The sequence below is a fragment of the Flavobacterium sp. FlaQc-52 genome, from assembly GCF_044007495.1.
Taxonomy (GTDB): Bacteria; Bacteroidota; Bacteroidia; order Flavobacteriales; family Flavobacteriaceae; genus Flavobacterium; species Flavobacterium cupriresistens.
Map to the genome: position 1 here is coordinate 210,090 of NZ_JBIPCV010000004.1, position 17,939 is coordinate 228,028.

The 17,939-nt window shown below is 36.7% G+C and carries 12 protein-coding genes; 8 read left to right on the forward strand and 4 right to left on the reverse strand.

The genetic code is table 11. The features are described 5' to 3' along the window. Positions 1 to 273: 273 nt before the first annotated feature. A complete protein-coding gene (gene gldA, locus ACHRV5_RS09615) occupies positions 274 to 1,170 on the reverse strand; it encodes a gliding motility-associated ABC transporter ATP-binding subunit GldA (protein ID WP_230004445.1) in 897 nt (298 codons plus the stop codon). A 148-nt stretch (positions 1,171 to 1,318) separates the two neighbouring features. On the opposite strand from gldA, the gene ACHRV5_RS09620 reads away from it, so the two are divergent. The 3 genes from ACHRV5_RS09620 (at position 1,319) to ACHRV5_RS09630 (ending at position 3,934) form a co-directional block, all read left to right on the forward strand. Continuing rightward, positions 1,319 to 1,906, forward strand: coding sequence for a porin family protein (locus ACHRV5_RS09620; protein ID WP_047772905.1), 588 nt, complete (start codon positions 1,319 to 1,321; stop codon positions 1,904 to 1,906). A gap of 132 nt (positions 1,907 to 2,038) precedes the next feature. After that, a complete protein-coding gene (locus ACHRV5_RS09625) occupies positions 2,039 to 2,500 on the forward strand; it encodes an Lrp/AsnC family transcriptional regulator (RefSeq protein WP_395426592.1) in 462 nt (153 codons plus the stop codon). An 87-nt stretch (positions 2,501 to 2,587) separates the two neighbouring features. Beyond that, complete coding sequence (locus tag ACHRV5_RS09630) at positions 2,588 to 3,934, forward strand: deoxyguanosinetriphosphate triphosphohydrolase (protein WP_395426593.1); 1,347 nt, start codon at positions 2,588 to 2,590, stop codon at positions 3,932 to 3,934. Here the strand turns inward: ACHRV5_RS09630 and ACHRV5_RS09635 are convergent, their stop codons facing one another. The 3 genes from ACHRV5_RS09635 to ACHRV5_RS09645 all read right to left on the reverse strand — a co-directional run bounded on the left by ACHRV5_RS09635 (position 3,935) and on the right by ACHRV5_RS09645 (position 7,652). After that, complete coding sequence (locus ACHRV5_RS09635) at positions 3,935 to 4,939, reverse strand: DUF3078 domain-containing protein (protein ID WP_047772910.1); 1,005 nt, start codon at positions 4,937 to 4,939, stop codon at positions 3,935 to 3,937. 44 nt (positions 4,940 to 4,983) lie between these two features. After that, positions 4,984 to 6,765, reverse strand: coding sequence for a 1-deoxy-D-xylulose-5-phosphate synthase (locus tag ACHRV5_RS09640; RefSeq protein WP_395426594.1), 1,782 nt, complete (start codon positions 6,763 to 6,765; stop codon positions 4,984 to 4,986). Between the two features lie 71 nt (positions 6,766 to 6,836). Next, positions 6,837 to 7,652, reverse strand: coding sequence for an energy transducer TonB (locus ACHRV5_RS09645; protein WP_395426595.1), 816 nt, complete (start codon positions 7,650 to 7,652; stop codon positions 6,837 to 6,839). A 162-nt stretch (positions 7,653 to 7,814) separates the two neighbouring features. Here ACHRV5_RS09645 and ACHRV5_RS09650 point away from each other — a divergent pair, with 162 nt between their 5' ends. From ACHRV5_RS09650 to pbpC, 5 genes are all read left to right on the forward strand, one after another. Further along, positions 7,815 to 8,054, forward strand: a complete 240-nt coding sequence (locus ACHRV5_RS09650) for a hypothetical protein (RefSeq protein WP_395426596.1) — start codon at positions 7,815 to 7,817, stop codon at positions 8,052 to 8,054. Continuing rightward, complete coding sequence (locus tag ACHRV5_RS09655) at positions 8,051 to 8,344, forward strand: type II toxin-antitoxin system RelE/ParE family toxin (protein WP_395426597.1); 294 nt, start codon at positions 8,051 to 8,053, stop codon at positions 8,342 to 8,344. Before ACHRV5_RS09650 ends, ACHRV5_RS09655 begins: the two co-directional genes overlap by 4 nt. 42 nt (positions 8,345 to 8,386) lie before the next feature. After that, positions 8,387 to 8,830 (forward strand): nucleoside deaminase, encoded by a 444-nt coding sequence (locus tag ACHRV5_RS09660; RefSeq protein ID WP_047772918.1) that lies wholly within the window; start codon positions 8,387 to 8,389, stop codon positions 8,828 to 8,830. A 796-nt stretch (positions 8,831 to 9,626) separates the two neighbouring features. Then, entirely contained in the window at positions 9,627 to 15,311 is a 5,685-nt protein-coding gene (locus ACHRV5_RS09665) for an alpha-2-macroglobulin family protein (RefSeq protein ID WP_395426598.1), read from the forward strand. Positions 15,312 to 15,392: 81 nt separating this feature from the next. Then, on the forward strand, positions 15,393 to 17,768 hold the full coding sequence (gene pbpC / locus ACHRV5_RS09670; protein WP_395426599.1) for a penicillin-binding protein 1C: 2,376 nt from the start codon (positions 15,393 to 15,395) through the stop codon (positions 17,766 to 17,768). Positions 17,769 to 17,939 lie beyond the last annotated feature (171 nt).

Below are 17,939 nucleotides of genomic sequence, written 5' to 3' on the forward strand. Positions count from 1 at the left end.
TAGTAACTGCTGAAGTAAATTTTTGATAAAGCTAAAGGAGGGAGGCATTGGATGTTTTTTTGGAGTTTCAATCTTCAAATATAATACTATTTATATCAAGTCTAAATAAAAACAAAATAAAAATGACTGTTAAAATAACAAAGTGCTGAAGGTTAGTTGTTTTTAAAAAGGAAAGAATAGATTTCAAAACAAAAAAATCGCCCTATAGCATAATAGAGCGATTTTGTGAACTTGCAAAGCAAGATATATAAGGTGCAACCTGAGACTGAAAACTTATTTAGTAATTTCTCTAAACACAGCCTCCAGGTTTTTGTTTTTCTGATTTAGTTGTAACGTTTTTAACCCATTTTCATTGGCGAAATCAAAAAGGGCAGGGCGCATGTCTTTTTCAGTAACAAAAGTAAGTTCCCAGATCATGTCATGCGTATTAACGTAAGAGCTGATATTTTCGAGTTTGGCTAGTAATTGCGGCTCTACCTGATAATCAAATTCCACTTCGATTACCTGTTGTTTGTCTTCAGAAATTAATTTGTCTAACTTTTTATCCGCTACAATTTGTCCTTTGTCAATAATTATGACACGATCACAGATGGCTTCGACCTCTTGCATGATGTGCGTTGACAGAAAAACGGTTTTATTTTTCCCTACATTTTTAATTACATTTCGGATTTCCATTAACTGGTTAGGATCCAGACCGGTAGTTGGTTCGTCCAAAATCAAAACATCAGGATTGTGTAGTAAAGCATTGGCAAGTCCCACACGCTGGCGGTATCCTTTTGACAACTGACCTATTTTTTTATGACTTTCAACTGACAGTCCTGTCAGTTGTATTACTTCTTCGATTCTTGCTTTTTCTACCTGATAAACATCAGCGTTAAAAGCCAAATACTCACGAACATACAAATCCAAATATAAGGGGTTGTGCTCCGGTAAGTAGCCAATAGAAAGTTGTACTGCCTTAGTGTTTGTCATGACATCATGACCATTTACAAGGGCTGAGCCGCTATCGGCAAGTAAATAAGTAGTCAAAATTTTCATCAGAGTAGATTTTCCGGCTCCGTTTGGACCAAGAAATCCAACGATTTCACCCTTTTCAATCTTAAATGAAACTTCATTAAGCGCTTTTTGCGTTCCGTAACTTTTTGATATACTGTTTACTTCTATCGACATAACTTTTTATTTGCCACAAAAGTAAACAGAAATAACTTTGATTGCTAAAAATTAGCATTCAAAGAATTCTTAAAATAAATATAAAACCCAGCAATGACGGCATCGTTCTTGCTTAAGGGACAATACAATTTAAATTAAAACCCAAATTATGAAAAAATTTTTAATTATCGCTGCTTTGGCGATGACTAGTTTTGTAAGCGCGCAAAAAGGAACTGTATTAGTAGGTGGAAACATTGGTTATGCTTCTGAGACTACAGATTTTGGAGGAGTAGAATCAAAAGAAAGCGAATTTAGCTTTTCTCCTAGAGTAGGATACCAATTTAATGACAATTGGACTGTTGGAGGTGAATTTACAGTTGCTTCTTCAAAAAACGATCAAGGAGCAGGATCACCAGAATTTAAAACAAACAGTTCTAGATTTGGAGCATTTGTACGTTATTCAGTGCCATTGAGCCAAACTTTTTCTGTTTTTGCTGATTTAGGAGCTGGTTTCCAAAATCAAACAAACAAAAGAATTGATAACAATGGTTTTTCTACAAAAACTAAAGCGGATGGTATGTATGTTGGTGTAACTCCAGCTCTTTTCATCAATATGAAAAAAGGTTTCGGTTTAAACTTCAGTATTGGTGGTTTAGGATACGAAACATTAAGCTACGATAACAACGGAGCAGATGTTAGTAAATTCTACTTTAACTTCGGACAAACATTTAATATTGGAATTTCTAAGAATTTCTAATCTTAAATTAGTTTTCAATCTTAAAAAGCACTCCAATCGGAGTGCTTTTTTTGTTTCAACTTGCTTGGTATGGCTAAAAGATTTTATTACTGATGAATTGTTTGAAGCGAACCTTTAGCCGTAAAAATTACTATGGAAAACTTAGATAAAACCGATTTACAGATCCTCAGACACCTCCAGGAAGACTCGAATATCAATACAAAAGACCTCGCTGCGAAGTTATTTCTTATAGTTACACCGGTTTATGAACGTATAAAAAGATTGGAACGTGACGGATATATTACAAAATATGTAGCACTGTTAGACCGGAAAAAAATGAATTGTGGGATGACCGTTTTTTGTAATGTCCGTCTAAAAGAACACGCCAGAAACGTGGGAAGTAATTTTGTGAAAGATATTGTGGCGCTTCCTGAAATTATCGAGTGTTACAACATTGCCGGCGACTATGATTTTATGTTGAAAATTTTAGTTCAGGATATGACTAGTTATCAGGATTTTGTAATGAACAAACTGTCGACTATCGAGAATATCGGGAACACCAACAGTATTTTTGTAATGGGTGAAATAAAACACAGTACGGCATTGGAGTTTTAATAGCTGTTAACCACTCCAAGAAAGTCCTAAAATTAGCGTATTTTTGGCATTCAATCTAAAATCTAAAATCACCAATCTATAATTATAATGAACTGGGAACAACTTTTATCTCTTAAGAAACAAGGCGACACAAGTAAAAGATTACGTATAGAACAAGATGATACCCGCTTAGGTTTTGAGGTAGATTATGACCGAATTATCTTTTCGGCAGCCTTTAGATCGTTGCAGGATAAAACGCAGGTCATTCCGCTTTCTAAAACCGATTTTGTCCACACCAGATTAACACACAGCTTAGAGGTTTCCGTTGTCGGACGTTCATTAGGGCGTTTGGTTGGAAAAAAAATCATAGAAAAATATCCGTATCTGAAAGAAGTTCACGGGTATCATATGAACGATTTTGGGGCTATTGTGGCCGCAGCTTCTCTGGCGCATGACATTGGGAATCCTCCCTTTGGACATTCGGGAGAGAAAGCAATTGGGGAATACTTTTCTATCGGAAACGGAAAACAATATAAGGAGCAATTGACTGCTAAAGAATGGCAGGATTTAATTGATTTTGAAGGAAATGCCAACGGATTTTCGGTACTGACAGCAAGTCGTCCGGGGATCGAAGGTGGTTTGAGAATTTCGTATGCCACTTTAGGCGCTTTTATGAAATATCCAAAAGAAAGTCTGCCTAAAAAACCAACACAAAACATTGCCGATAAAAAATACGGTTTCTTCCAGTCCGATAAAGCATTTTTTGAAGAAGTAGCGGAGGATATGGGAATGATCACCAATAAAACCGGTGAGGATGTTGGTTTCGAAAGACATCCATTGGCCTATTTGGTAGAAGCGGCAGATGATATTTGCTATACCATTATAGATTTTGAAGACGGAATAAATCTTGGTTTGGTTTCGGAAGATTATGCTTTAGAATATTTGATCAAATTGGTAAAGGATAATATCGGAGTGGCTAAATACAAAACTTTAACCACAAAAGAAGACAGAATCAGTTATTTGAGAGCATTGGCCATCGGTACTTTAATTAACGATGCCGTAAATGTTTTTATTGAAAATGAAGAAGCGATTCTGGCTGGAAAATTTCCTTTTGCATTAACAGATAAAAGTAAATACAAAGCTCAGATGACAGATATTATCAACTTAAGTGTTGAAAAAATCTATCAGAGTAGAGAAGTTATCGAGAAAGAAATTGTGGGATATCAGATTATCCAAACCTTACTTGATAAGTTTATTACGGCTTTCAATAACGACTATGAAGGAAAAGCATCCAATTACGATAAATTATTGCTGAAAATGCTTCCTGAAAAACACCGTTTAGAGAAAACCAGTTTATACGATCGTTTGCTTCACATTTGCCATTATGTTTCTCTTTTAACAGATGGAAATGCGTTAGAATTATTTGAAATGATTAACGGAAGAAAACCGAATTAACTATTGAAAGGCATATACCAGACCCACACCTAAAACTTGTCTCAGCTGCGCTCTAGGGCCATCGTTAACCTGACTTGTTGTGCCGGTTGTTGGGTCTACAAAGTCTTTTTTGGTTTTAATATCATCGTCATAAACTAAGTGAATACCGATATTCGCTTTTACATAAGCATTTACAACAAGATCTAAACGGGTATCGTAATCAACATCGACATTCCCAAATCGGTTCAGATAGTCTGTATATAAACTCAGTCTGTTCTCGTAAAAAATGTTTTTGAAGATTTCATTTTTCATGTATCCGGTAAGTAAAATACCAAATTCGGCTTTTACTTTTTGACCTCTTTCAACTAAAATCTTACTGTTCGGATCAAGAGGGTCAGGAGCATAGACGGCTTTTTTAACACCAAAAGATCCTTGATCGGCTAAATATTGATCCAATACCAACGTTGTCTTTAACGTGATTGGTGAGAAATAGAAGGTTCTGTTTTTTGCTTTATTTGAATTTTCCGCTCCAGCTCCTAAGAATACATAAGCTGGTGCAAAGGGTTTGGAAATAACGATGTCTTTGTTCGGATAATTGTAACCGTTGGTAAATTGAGTATTAAAATTAAACTTAGCCGAATAATACCAATTTGATAAGGTATCTTGTCTAAAACCGTAAGTTGAGTTAAGCAAAAGAGCATCGTCTGTTTTTCTAAGTTCCGTACCGTCTTGTTTGTTTAAACCGTACTTAACAATTAACTCGTTAAACCATTTGTGGTTTCCTTTTGCATAAGTTCTGGCAAATTCACCTTTAAATAACCCTGAAATAGAACTCGTTCCCCCCGCACTCCAGTTCACGAAAGCAATTTCGGAAATGTCAAAACCAAGCTGATTTTTTTTAGTCCAGTTGGAAGGAGCCTCCGGAATTTGATTGGGCTCTAAGGTCGTTTTGATAATACTTTGAGCAGAAATTGTAGTGGTGAAAGTGAAAAGTAAAAACAATAAGGAGAATCGAAATAATTTCATCAGGCGTAACTTTTGGTTGTATTGGCCTTGCAAAATAATTCTTTTCAATGATTTGAAAAAAGTTTTGTCAAATTTTTAACGTCAATTTTACACAATTGTTGTAATTCAAGAACAGTTCCATGTTCTATAAATGTGTCAGGAATCCCTAAAATTTTCACTGAATTGGTGAAATTATTTGCAGCAGCAAACTCTAAAATGGCGCTTCCGAAACCGCCGTTTATAGTACCGTCTTCAATTGTGAAAATAGTCTCGTAAGTATTGAATATTTCTTGTAACGCATTGTAATCCAGTGGTTTAATGAATGGAAAGTCAAAATGAGCTATTTCACTGGCATTAGAACATTCATTTAATGCTGCTAATACATTATTACCAATAGTTCCGGTAGATAAAACAGCTTTTTTTGTTCCTTTTTTAAGACAATTTGCTGCGCCAATCACAATATTTTTGTAGTGTCCGAAATTTTCTACTTTCCAATTGGGCAAAACCCCTTTTCCTCGCGGATATCGGATCGCAATGGGGTGATCCAGTCCCAATTGTGCGGTGTAAAGAATGTCTTGCAATGCAATTTCATTAATTGGAGCATAAATAATCAGGTTCGGAATGGATCGCAGATAGGCAATATCAAAAACACCGTGATGTGTTGCTCCGTCTTCGCCAACCAGACCTGCCCGGTCTAAACAAAAGATTACAGGTAGATTCTGTAAAGCTACGTCGTGAATTACCTGGTCGTAAGCACGTTGTAAAAACGTGGAGTAAATATTACAATACACGATCATCCCTTGTGTAGCCATTCCGGCAGCAAGGGTTACAGCGTGTTGTTCTGCAATTCCAACATCAAAAGCACGTTCCGGAATTTCATCCATCATAAACTTTAGCGAACTTCCCGATGGCATTGCCGGTGTGATTCCGATAATCTTCGGATTCTTTTTGGCTAAATCTAAGAGGGTTAAACCAAAAACATCCTGGTATTTTGGAGGTTGGTTTTCTTCCGATTTTAAAAGAATTTCTCCTGTTGAAGCATCAAATTTTCCGGGAGCATGGTATTTTACCTGGTTCTCTTCGGCTTGTTGCAGGCCTTTGCCTTTTGTTGTAACAATGTGAAGAAATTTGGGTCCTTTTATTTTCTTTAAACGATTTAATTCTTTTATCAATCCAATTAAATCGTGACCGTCGATGGGTCCTGAATAGTCAAAATTCAGTGATTTAATCATGTTATTCTTCTTCGGATTCTTTCCTTCTTTTACCGCAGTAAGATATTTTTTTAAAGCACCAACACTGGGATCAATTCCGATCGCATTATCATTTAGAATGACCAATAGATTAGCGTCTGTTACTCCGGCGTGATTTAACCCTTCAAAAGCCATTCCCGATGCGATAGAGGCGTCACCAATTACAGCAATATGTTGTTTGTAGGTTTCTCCTTTTAAGTGAGAAGCAATGGCCATTCCAAGTGCTGCCGAGATGGAAGTAGAGGAATGTCCTACGCCAAAAGTATCGTAAATGCTTTCGCTTCTTTTAGGAAATCCGGAAATGCCACCAAGCTGTCTGTTGGTATCAAAGTTTTCTTTTCTTTCGGTAAGGATTTTGTGTCCGTAAGCCTGATGTCCAACATCCCAAACCAGTAAATCCTCAGGTGTGTTAAAAACATAATGCAAAGCAATTGTAAGCTCGATAACGCCTAAACTGGCGCCTAAGTGCCCCTCTTTTACCGAAACAATATCAATAATAAAATCACGTAATTCCTTAGCCAATTGGGGTAATTGAGTTTCGTCGAGTAAACGTAAATCGGCCGGATTGTTTATGTTGGAGAGTAGATTGCTTTTCATTTTTCTATAAAAAACAAATTTACAATTTTAAAGTTAAAATTTAGTTCAATAAAGCGGCTTATGAGATTTTATTATTTAATTGTGATTGGTAAAATGTAAGAGGATCGGACAATCGTATTGTTTATTTTTCCGGGAATCCAATTGGGAGCGGTTTTTAGAATTTTAATAACCTCTTCTCCGATTTCTACAGGAGTATTTTTAACTATGTTGAAATTATTCAAACTGCCGTCTTTCTCTATTACAAATAGAATAAATATTTTTCCTCGATATTTTTCTGTCGTGCCTGGGGCTGTATAATTTTTATTGAAAAACGAATAGAATTTTTTCATCCCCTCTTCCGGAACGGGTAAAACATCTAAGTCATTGGAGTTAAAAACGATATCATATTTAAGTGGGATTTCATCATTTTTCGGAATCACTATTCCCATTGTGGCTCGTGGAGTACATTTTTCGTTACTTTTTTTTGAGTCTGTTTCTGAAGCGGAATCATTTCTAATAATAGATTTTCCTGTCGAAGCATTGTCGACAATTTCTATGGTATCAATTTTTTGTTTGTTTCCGTTTTTATCCGAACAGCTAAACAAAGTAGTCCCCATAGCAATAAATAGTGCCAACAAGAACATTTTGTGATATTGCGTTTGCGAGTACAATACACGATTCGGAATCTGAATAATGATTTCGTCCAATTGCGTGTTTTTAAACCTGCCGCAAATGCTTTTATTCTGATTTGAAATAAAATAATGCTGAACCTCTTCGGGTAACATGGTGGTGAAGTCAACCACAGTTTTGGTACAACTCAAACAGAATCTGCCGTTGTCTTTTGGTGTCATTTTGTCCCAGTTTTCTGTACAGGGTTCTGGAATAGAGATTTTATATTTTGTTTCCATTATTTAAATTACAAAGGACTAAATATAATAAAAATAAGGACTAAAGATGTATTTTTGCGTTATGATAAACCCTTTTACCGACGAGCTCTGATGAAAAGGGTAAGAACGATTGAATTTTATAGTTAGAAAAATTGTATAACTTTGAAGTAAATCCTGAATGATATGAATGTAGAAGCGCAACGTAGGAACATTGTACACAGAATCCTGGATACTGACAATGTGCAATTATTGAATCAGATTGAAGATTTACTAAATAATGATATTTATACCCATTCAACCAATGGAAAACCATTAACAGTAAAAGAGTATGAAAATCATTTGAATGAAATCATGAATCTTTCCGATGCCGGCGAACAGGGCTACAGCACCGAAGAAGCAAGAAAAAAGATCATAAAGAAATGAAGCCGGTTGTCTGGTCTGTAAATGCGATACAATCGATTCAGAACAGTTATGATTATATTTATTCTCAAAGTCCGAAAAATGCGGATTTGGTGGTAGAAACTTTATTTGATTTGGGTGAAAAACTCAATTTGTTTCCGGAGAAAAATCCAATAGAACCGTTGTTCAATTCAAAAGACATCAGGTTTTTTCCTAAATGGAATTTTAAAATAGTCTACAGAATTGAAAAAAGCAGAATTTATATTCTGGATATTTTTTCTGTATCTCAAAATCCTAAAAATTACAGATTATAGTTTTGAAACTAATTTGTAAATTACTTATAGCATAAAAATTTTATGATAAATCCTTTTACCGACGAATACTTCATGAAAAAAGCTTTACAAGAGGCAGAAATGGCTTTTGATAAAGGTGAAATTCCTGTTGGAGCCATAATTGTTGTAGCCGATAAAGTTATAGCAAGAAGTCATAACCTGACGGAATTGCTTAATGATGTTACCGCCCATGCCGAAATGCAGGCCATTACCGCGGCGGCAAATTTTCTGGGTGGAAAATATTTAAAAGATTGCACCTTGTACGTAACACTGGAGCCTTGCCAGATGTGTGCGGGGGCTTTGTATTGGAGTCAGATTACAAAAATTGTTTTTGGAGCCCGTGATGAACAGCGCGGTTTTATGACAATGGGTACAAAATTACACCCGAAAACTACTGTAGTTTCAGGAATTATGGCCAATGAAGCAGCCGATTTAATGAAACGTTTTTTTGCTTTAAGGAGAAAATAATACAAGTCATTTAGTGTGATAGGACACGGATTATGCGGGTTCGCTGGTGCGAAGACGCGGATAAACGCGGATTTTATTTTTTTTCTATACTTTACGACAAGAGTTTTTTTAGTACTTGTTTTAACTTTGGTAAAACAATCTTCTAAGTGTCTATCAAAATGATAAAGACAAAGCAACTTTAAGCATACGCTATAAAAAAATCCGTTTCTATCCGCGTCTTCGCGCCAGCGAATCCGTTTCATCTACGTCCAGATCCGCAACAGTGTTATAGAGTAATTTTAAGCAGAAGCTATAAAAAAAACCGTTTTTATCCGCGTCTTCGCACCAGCGAATCCGTTTCATCTGCGTCCGTATCCGTAACAGTGTTATAAAGTAATTTTAAGTATACCCTGTAAAAAAAATCCGTTTGCTATCTGCGTCTTCGCGCCAGCGAATCCGTTTCATCTGCGTCCGTATCCGTAACAGTGTTATAAAGTAATTTTAAGCAGAACCTATAAAAAAAATCCGTTTCTATCCGCGTCTTCGCACCAGCGAATCCGTATAATCCGTGTCCCTATCCGTAACAGGATTAAGAAGGAAGTTTTCTATCTGTGTCCTTGCATTAGCAAATCCATTTCATCTTCATATTAATTTCAGATAATTGTTATTTCTAATGAATTTTCTGCTTAATTGTAAAATAAAAATACGCTACTTTTACTATAATATAATTAACATTTCTTCAGTTATACTTTAAGTTGTGTGAAGTGTTACGACCTTATATCGAATCTTAAATTTCTAACCATTAATTCTATTTCAAGTGAAGGCAAAAAGATTAGTTTACGTATTTCTTGTGTTTTTTATTCTTCAGGCGTGTGGCAGAAAATCAGCTGCAGATTTCAATTCTGATTTTTCATTATTCAGAGCGTACATCACTAGTTTTACGGGAGGAATTGTCCCGTCGCAGTCGGACATACGTGTGGTTTTGGCTTTCGAGAAAAAAGAATGGAAGGTTAATGAGGAATTGGATGATGATTTATTTGATATCTCGCCAAATGTACATGGTAAAGTTGTAGCGCTTTCGAGTAATACGATTGCCTTTATCCCTGAGAAAAAACTAAAACCCGGAACAGAATATCAAGTTACTTTAAACTTAGATAAACTAATTACATTGCCTAAGGAAGAAGAAAAGGAACTTTCTAAATTCAATTTTACCGTTAAAACCATTAAACAGGATTTTACGATAAATACGTTGGACATTCAATCGCACAGTAAAGAATACCAATATCTGAATTGCGTATTGAAAACTGCAGATGATATTGATCTGGAAACCGCTCAAAAATTGGTTGAAGCCAGTCAAAAAGGAAATAAATTAAAGATTAAGTTCGATAATTCAGTAAAGTCAGGTAAAGAATTCAAATTTATTATTGACAGCATTCAGCGCTTTTCTGAGCCAAGTGAACTTGAAATCGCTTACGACGGAAATGATTTCGATATAGATCAGAAAGGAAAAATAGACTTTCCGATTACAGGAATAAATGAATTCAAAGTGATAAAAGTTGAAATTCCGGACGAAAACAATCAGTCGGTTTCTATCAATTTTTCAGAACCTCTTGAAAAAGGACAGGATTTTGCGGGTTTGGTAGCCATTCAAAATACGAATAATTTAAAATTTGCAACACAAGGGAATGTACTAAAAGTATATTTCAGTAATGAAAAAGCAGCGCCAAAAGTAGTTCATGAAGCTGTAGTAGCAGATACAATTGCAGCTGCCGTTGCCGTAGATTCTGCAAGTGTTGTTGTAGATAGTGCAGCTGTAGCCGTGTCGGAAGTAACTGTTGAGGCAGAACCGGAAGTAGTAGCAGAAGAGCCCGAATCAGACCAAAATATAACCGGAGAGTTATTGCTGGAAGTTTTTCAGGGAATAGAAAGTCAGTACGGTAAAAAAATGGAGCAAAGTTATTCCCAGAAAATCTCTTTTGACCAGATAAAACCAAATGTACGTTTTGTGAAAAACGGAACGATTTTACCAAGTTCCAATAATCTAAAACTCAATTTTGAAACGGCAAACCTAAGTGCGGTAGATGTAAAAGTCTATAAAATATACAAAAACAACATACTGCAATTTCTTCAAAATAATGAATTAAACGGAGCGCAAAATTTAAAACGAGTTTCTCAGCCCGTCGCCAAAACGACGATAAATCTTAAAGAAAACACGTTGGTTAATTTAAGCAAATGGAACACTTTTGCCTTAGATTTATCGAAGATTATTAAACCCGAACCGGGTGCTATTTACAGGGTAGAATTCTCGTATAAAAAGAAATATTCTTTATACAAATGCGAAACGACCGAAAGTGATGCAGAAGAAAATGAAGAGGAAGAAGTTGATGAAAAGGATGTGAATTATAGCGGAAACTCCTATGATGATTATTACTATGATGATTACGAATGGAGAGAAAGCCAAGATCCATGTGCAGGATCGTATTATTACAATGCAAGAATTGCGACCAATATTCTGGCTTCAGATTTAGGAGTAATAGCCAAAAGAGGAGAGAATAAATCGTATTTGTTTGTCGTAAACAATATCCTTACAACAGATCCGGTTTCGAACGCGAGAGTAGATTTATACAACTTTCAACAGCAAAAAATCGCCACAACAGCCACGAGTAGTGAGGGAATAGCATCCTTCCAAATCGATCGATTTGCTTATTTTGCTATCGTTACGTTGGGAGATCAATCGACTTATGTAAAGCTTGATGACGGAAATTCGTTATCGGTCAGTAATTTTGATGTTGCCGGAGAAACACTTCAAAAAGGACTGAAAGGATTTATTTATGGGGAGCGTGGCGTTTGGCGTCCCGGAGATAATTTGTATTTGTCTTTTATTTTGAATGATGCTGCGAATAAACTGCCAAAAGCACATCCGATAAAATTCAGATTAACAGATCCGAACGGAAAGGTAACCTATCAAACCGTTCAGAAATCAAATGAATTGAATCATTATGCTTTTATTGTACCAACAGATCCCGACGCGCCAACAGGAAGTTGGGAGGCAATGGTAAGCGTTGGAGGAGCTAAATATTATAAAAGCATTAAAATTGAAACGATAAAACCAAATCGTTTAAAGATTAAAAACAGCTTCCAAAGAGCCATATTATCGTCATCTTACCCTAACTCAAGTAATCTGGAGGTGGCCTGGCTTCATGGAGCAATTGCCAAGAATTTGAATGTAGAAATGCAAGCCAAATTCTCAGAGCAAAAAACTACTTTTAAAGGCTACGATAAATATACTTTTGATGACTTAGTACGTAAATTCAGTACAGAAGAGGTGAATATATTTTCAGGAAAATTAGATGCTAACGGAAGAGCGTCGGTAAGTATCAATCCGAAATTACAAGGTCAGGCTCCGGGAATGTTGCGAGCATCCTTTATTACCAAAGTATACGAAGAAGGCGGGGATTTCAGTATGGATGCAATGGCGACAACCTATTCTCCATACAAAACCTATGTGGGTGTAAAAGCACCGGAAGTAAATCGATATGGAATGCTCGAAACGAGAACCAACAATCGTTTTGATATTGTAACCGTTGATGAAAACGGAAGACCAAAAGCGGTTAGAGATCTGGAAGTAAAAGTTTATAAAGTAGAATGGCGCTGGTGGTGGGATGCTTCGAGTGATAATTTATCGAATTACAATTCTTCAGAAGCGACCACTTCCTATAAGACATTCAAAGTAAGTACAAATGCAAGCGGAAAAGCAAGCATACAATTTGCTTTGGAAGATGAAGAATGGGGACGTTATATGATTCGGGTTTCAGATGAAACGGGTGGACATGCAACAGCTTTAACAGTAAATATCGATTGGCCAATCTGGTCCGGAAAAACCAGAAATACGGATGCTTCAACAGCTAATATGCTTGTTTTTTCGACCGATAAAAAAGAGTATGCAGTAGGAGAAAAAGCGCAGATTTCTTTCCCTTCAAGTGAGGGTGGACGTGCTTTGGTTTCTATCGAAAATGGTTCAAGAGTAGTACAGACACTTTGGGTAAAAACGCAGAAAGGGGAAACTAAAGTAGAGGTGCCAATTACGGCAGCGATGGCTCCCAATGTCTATTTTAATATCACACTTTTACAACCTCACGCATCGACCAAGAACGATTCTCCGATTCGCATGTACGGAATTGTTCCGATTGGGGTTGTTGATAAAAACACCAAATTAGAGCCGACACTTACTATGCCTGATGTTTTAAGACCGGAACAATCCTTTCCTGTAAAAGTCAGTGAGAAATCAGGTAAAGAAATGACCTATACCATTGCTATTGTAGACGAAGGTTTATTGGATTTAACCCGATTTAAAACGCCAAATGCCTGGGATAGTTTCTATGTACGGGAAGCTTTGGGTGTAAAAACCTGGGACGTATATGACGATGTGATTGGTGCTTACGGCGGAAAAGTAAATCAGATTTTCAGTATTGGTGGAGATCAGGATTTAGGTGGAGGAAAAGCTAAAAAAGCCAATCGTTTTAAACCGGTTGTAATTTATCTGGGACCATTCAAATTAGAGAAAGGACAAACAAAAACACATCAGGTTACATTACCAAAATATATTGGTTCAGTGCGAACGATGATTGTGGCGGGAGATGCAACAACAAGTGCTTACGGAAGTGCAGAGAAAGCAACTCCGGTTCGCAGTCCGTTGATGGTGTTGGCTTCGTTGCCAAGAAAAATTTCTCCGTCAGAAAAAGTAACGATTCCGGTTACGGTTTTTGCAACAGAAAAAAATATTAAAAATGTAAGAGTTCAGATTAAAACTAGCAATGGCTTGCAGGTGATCGGAAGTACCGTTCAAAATGTAGCCTTTGCACAGCCGGATGAAAAAATGGCGTATTTTAATCTGGTAGTAGGTAGTCAGACCGGAATTGCAAAAGTGCAGATTACTGCTACTTCGGGCAGAGAAAAATCATCCTATGAGGTAGAGATCGATATGACAAACCCGAATCCGGTGACCAATACGTATACCGATGTGATTTTGCCGCCGAACAGTTCTAAGACTATCGCCTGGAAAACCTTCGGGGTTTCGGGAAGTAATAAAGCCAAATTGGAGGTTTCTTCGATGCCAACGATTAATCTAAATGGAAGATTGCAATATCTGATTCAGTATCCACACGGTTGTGTAGAGCAAACGACTTCATCTGTTTTCCCACAATTGTTTTTGACTGATGTTGCGGATGTTGATGCAACCCGTCAGCAACTTATTCAGAAGAATGTAGCGGCTGGAATTACAAGATTAGGAAGTTTTCAATTGTCAAACGGAGGACTTTCGTATTGGCAAGGAAATACAATTGCAGATGATTGGGGAACTTCTTATGCCGGACATTTTATAATTGAAGCAGAGAAAAAAGGGTATGTTTTACCGATTAACTTTAAATCAAAATGGATTTCCTACCAACAAAAAGAAGCTAAAAAATGGCGTTTTGAACAACGTTACGGAAATGATATGGCACAAGCGTACCGTTTGTATACATTAGCCTTGGCTGGTTCTCCTGATTTGTCTTCTATGAACAGGCTGCGTGAAACAACCGGAATATCAAACGAAAGTAAATTGCGATTGGCTGCGGCTTATGTTTTAGCAGGTCAGAAAAGTGCAGGATTAACGTTATTATTGCGCAGTAAAATTGACGATAATTCAGGTGAGTATAACTATTACTATTACGGATCAGGTGATCGAAACAGAGCAATGGCACTGGAGACTTTATTGTTATTAAACCAAAAAGAGAATGCTTTCTTAATGGCAACAAAATTGGCAAAAAGTATGGCAAGCGACCAGTGGATGAGTACACAGACCACGGCCTATTGTTTGTATGCGATGTCTAAATTTTCATTGAATAATGGTCCGAAAGGAGTTGATATTCAGTTTAGCAAGGATGGAAAAGCACAGCAAATAAAAACAGCTAAAACAGTTGCTGACAGAAGTTTGGTAGTGAAATCCGGAAGCAATAGTATTACTTTAAAAAACAACAAAAAGAATACGATTTATGTTCGGGTATTAAATACGGGAATTTTACCAATCGGTCAGGAAAATGCGATTCAAAGCAATCTTTCTGCCGGAATAGTTTTCAAAAACAGAAAAGGTGGTGTAATTAATGTTTCCAGAATTACACAGGGAACGGAGTTTGTAGCTGAGGTAACAATTAAAAATCAGAAAAATGAATATGTGCAGAATGTAGCCTTGTCGCAGATTTTGCCATCCGGATTTGAGATTGTAAACACGCGTTTTACAGATTACGGTGAAGCAATAAGTAATACGGCTGATTATATTGACATTCGTGACGATAGAACAAATTTCTATTTTGGTTTAAAAGCCGGAGAAACCAAAACATTCAAAATTTTACTTAATGCCTCTTATCTGGGAAGTTATTATTTACCGGGATTACAATGTGAAGCGATGTACGATCATACGTTCCTAGCAAGAACAAAAGGATTCTGGGTAGCAGTTATAAAATAATTGATTATTTTTTTTAAACCTGACAGGTTTCTAAAACCTGTCAGGTTTGAAAAAATGGATTAGAATATTAAAATTGTAAAATTGAAAAATAAATTAAAAGCGCTTTTTCAGCGCTGTGTCAATTGGATAAAAAGAAATAAAATTAAATCACTAATTGCGTTTTTGCTGTTAGTGATTTATTATTTTTCGTTACCCGGAACTTTATTTAAAGAGCCTTACTCGACTATTATAGAAAGTAAAGAAGGGGAATTATTAGGAGCTAAAATTGCTCGTGATGGACAATGGCGTTTTCCGGCACAGGACAGTGTTCCGGATAAATTTAAAAAATGTATCGTTTATTTTGAAGACGAGTATTTCTACAAACATCCTGGTTTTAATCCGGTTGCAATGGTAAATGCCATTAAGCAGAATAGAAAAGCGGGAAAAGTAGTCCGTGGAGGAAGTACACTTACACAACAAGTGATCCGATTGTCCAGAAAAGGGAAAAAGAGAACTTATTTTGAAAAAGCAATAGAAATCATTCTGGCAACCCGACTGGAATTAGGGTATTCAAAAAACGAAATTCTCGAGTTATATGCCGCACATGCCCCGTTTGGAGGAAATGTGGTGGGGCTCGAAATGGCTTCCTGGCGTTATTTCGGAGTGCAGTCCAATCAATTGTCATGGGCGGAAAGCGCTACTTTGGCGGTTTTACCCAATGCTCCGAGTTTGATTTACCCGGGAAAAAATCAGATAAAATTATTAGAAAAGCGTAATCGGTTATTGCTAAAACTACACAAAGAAGGGAGTATTGACAAACAGACCTACGAACTTTCTATTGAAGAACCCTTGCCTCAAAAACCTTATGATTTACCACAGATTGCCCCACATTTATTACAGCGAGTGGCAAAGAACGGAGAAGGTACGCGGGTTAAGACAACTGTAGATGTTGCACTGCAAAACAGGGTCAATCAGATTGCGAAATATTATTACAATCAATACAAGCAAAATGAAGTCAATAACCTGGCAATTCTGGTAATTGATGTTCAAGACCGCAGTATCATAAGTTACGTTGGGAATTCGCCAACAGATCGTGACCACCAAAAAGACGTTGATATTATTGGAGCACCAAGAAGTACAGGAAGTATACTTAAACCTTTGTTGTACGCCGCAATGCTCGACGATGGAGAATTGTTACCAAACACCCTGGTTGCCGATGTTCCTACCCAGATTGCAGGTTACACACCTCAGAATTTTAATTTGACTTTCGACGGAGCTGTTCCGGCACATCGGGCTTTGTCACGTTCTTTAAATATTCCGTCGGTATTGATGTTGCAGGATTTTGGAGTCAATAAATTTTATGAGGAGCTGCAAAAGTTTAAATTAAAAGACATTAATAAATCACCGGATCATTATGGTTTGTCTCTTATTTTGGGAGGTGCCGAAAGTAATTTATGGGATTTGTGCCGAACCTATTCCAATTTATCTTCAACAGTAAATTATTTTAATAAAAGCCACGGTAAATATAGAACTCAAGAATTTGCAGAATTAAATTACGACACCGATTTTAAGCCCGATTTTGGATCAGAAAACGAGCAGAAGAACATATTAGGTGCAGGGTCAATTTGGTTGACGTACAATGCCATGGAAGAAGTAAATCGACCGGAAGGAGATGAGGCGTGGAAATTTTATGACAGCTCACTTAAAATTGCGTGGAAAACAGGAACAAGTTTTGGTAATCGTGATGCTTGGGCAATTGGAACCAATTCCAGATACGTTGTGGGAGTATGGGTCGGCAATGCGACAGGAGAGGGAAGACCAACTTTGACGGGAGTTACAAGTGCTGCGCCAATTTTGTTTGACGTATTTAATTTGCTTCCAAGACAGCGATGGTTTGAAATCCCTTATGAGGATTTAAATGAAGTAGAAGTTTGTCGTTTAAGCGGGCATTTGGCTAAAGAAGGTTGTCCGAAAATAAAACAATTAGTTACAAAAAAGGGAAAGACAACAACGGTTTGTTCGTATCATAAAATAATTCATTTAGACCAAACCGAACAATTTCAGGTAAACAGCAGTTGCGAAAGTGTCGATAAAATGATTACTAAGAACTGGTTTGTACTGCCTCCAGTGATGGCCTGGTATTACAAAAGCAAGCATATTGAGTATGTTCCGCTACCTCCTTTTAAAGAAGATTGTATCGGTACACAAACGGGTTCCATGGACTTTATTTATCCGAAAGCGAACAGTAAAATTTATTTAACGAAGGATTTTAATAGTGAAGTACAGCCAGTGATTTTTAAAGTGGCCTATTCTCAAAGAGAAAAACAATTGTTTTGGTACGTCGACCACGTTTATAAAGGCGTCACTAAAGTTTTTCACGAAAAACCAATTATAATGAGCGCAGGGTTTCATTACATCACTGTTGTTGACGAATCCGGAAATGAAATTAACAGAAGAGTTGAGGTAATAAGAGAATAGTATCGGATCAAGACTAAAAGTTACTAAGCTGACCTATGAGCAAAGAAAAAGCCACAGATTAAAGGATTAAAAAGATTAAATAATCTGTGTAAATCTTTTTAATCAGTGGCAAAAAAAGTCGTGCCAATTCGTGAAATTCGTGGCAAAATGATAAAGATGGTCAAAATAAAA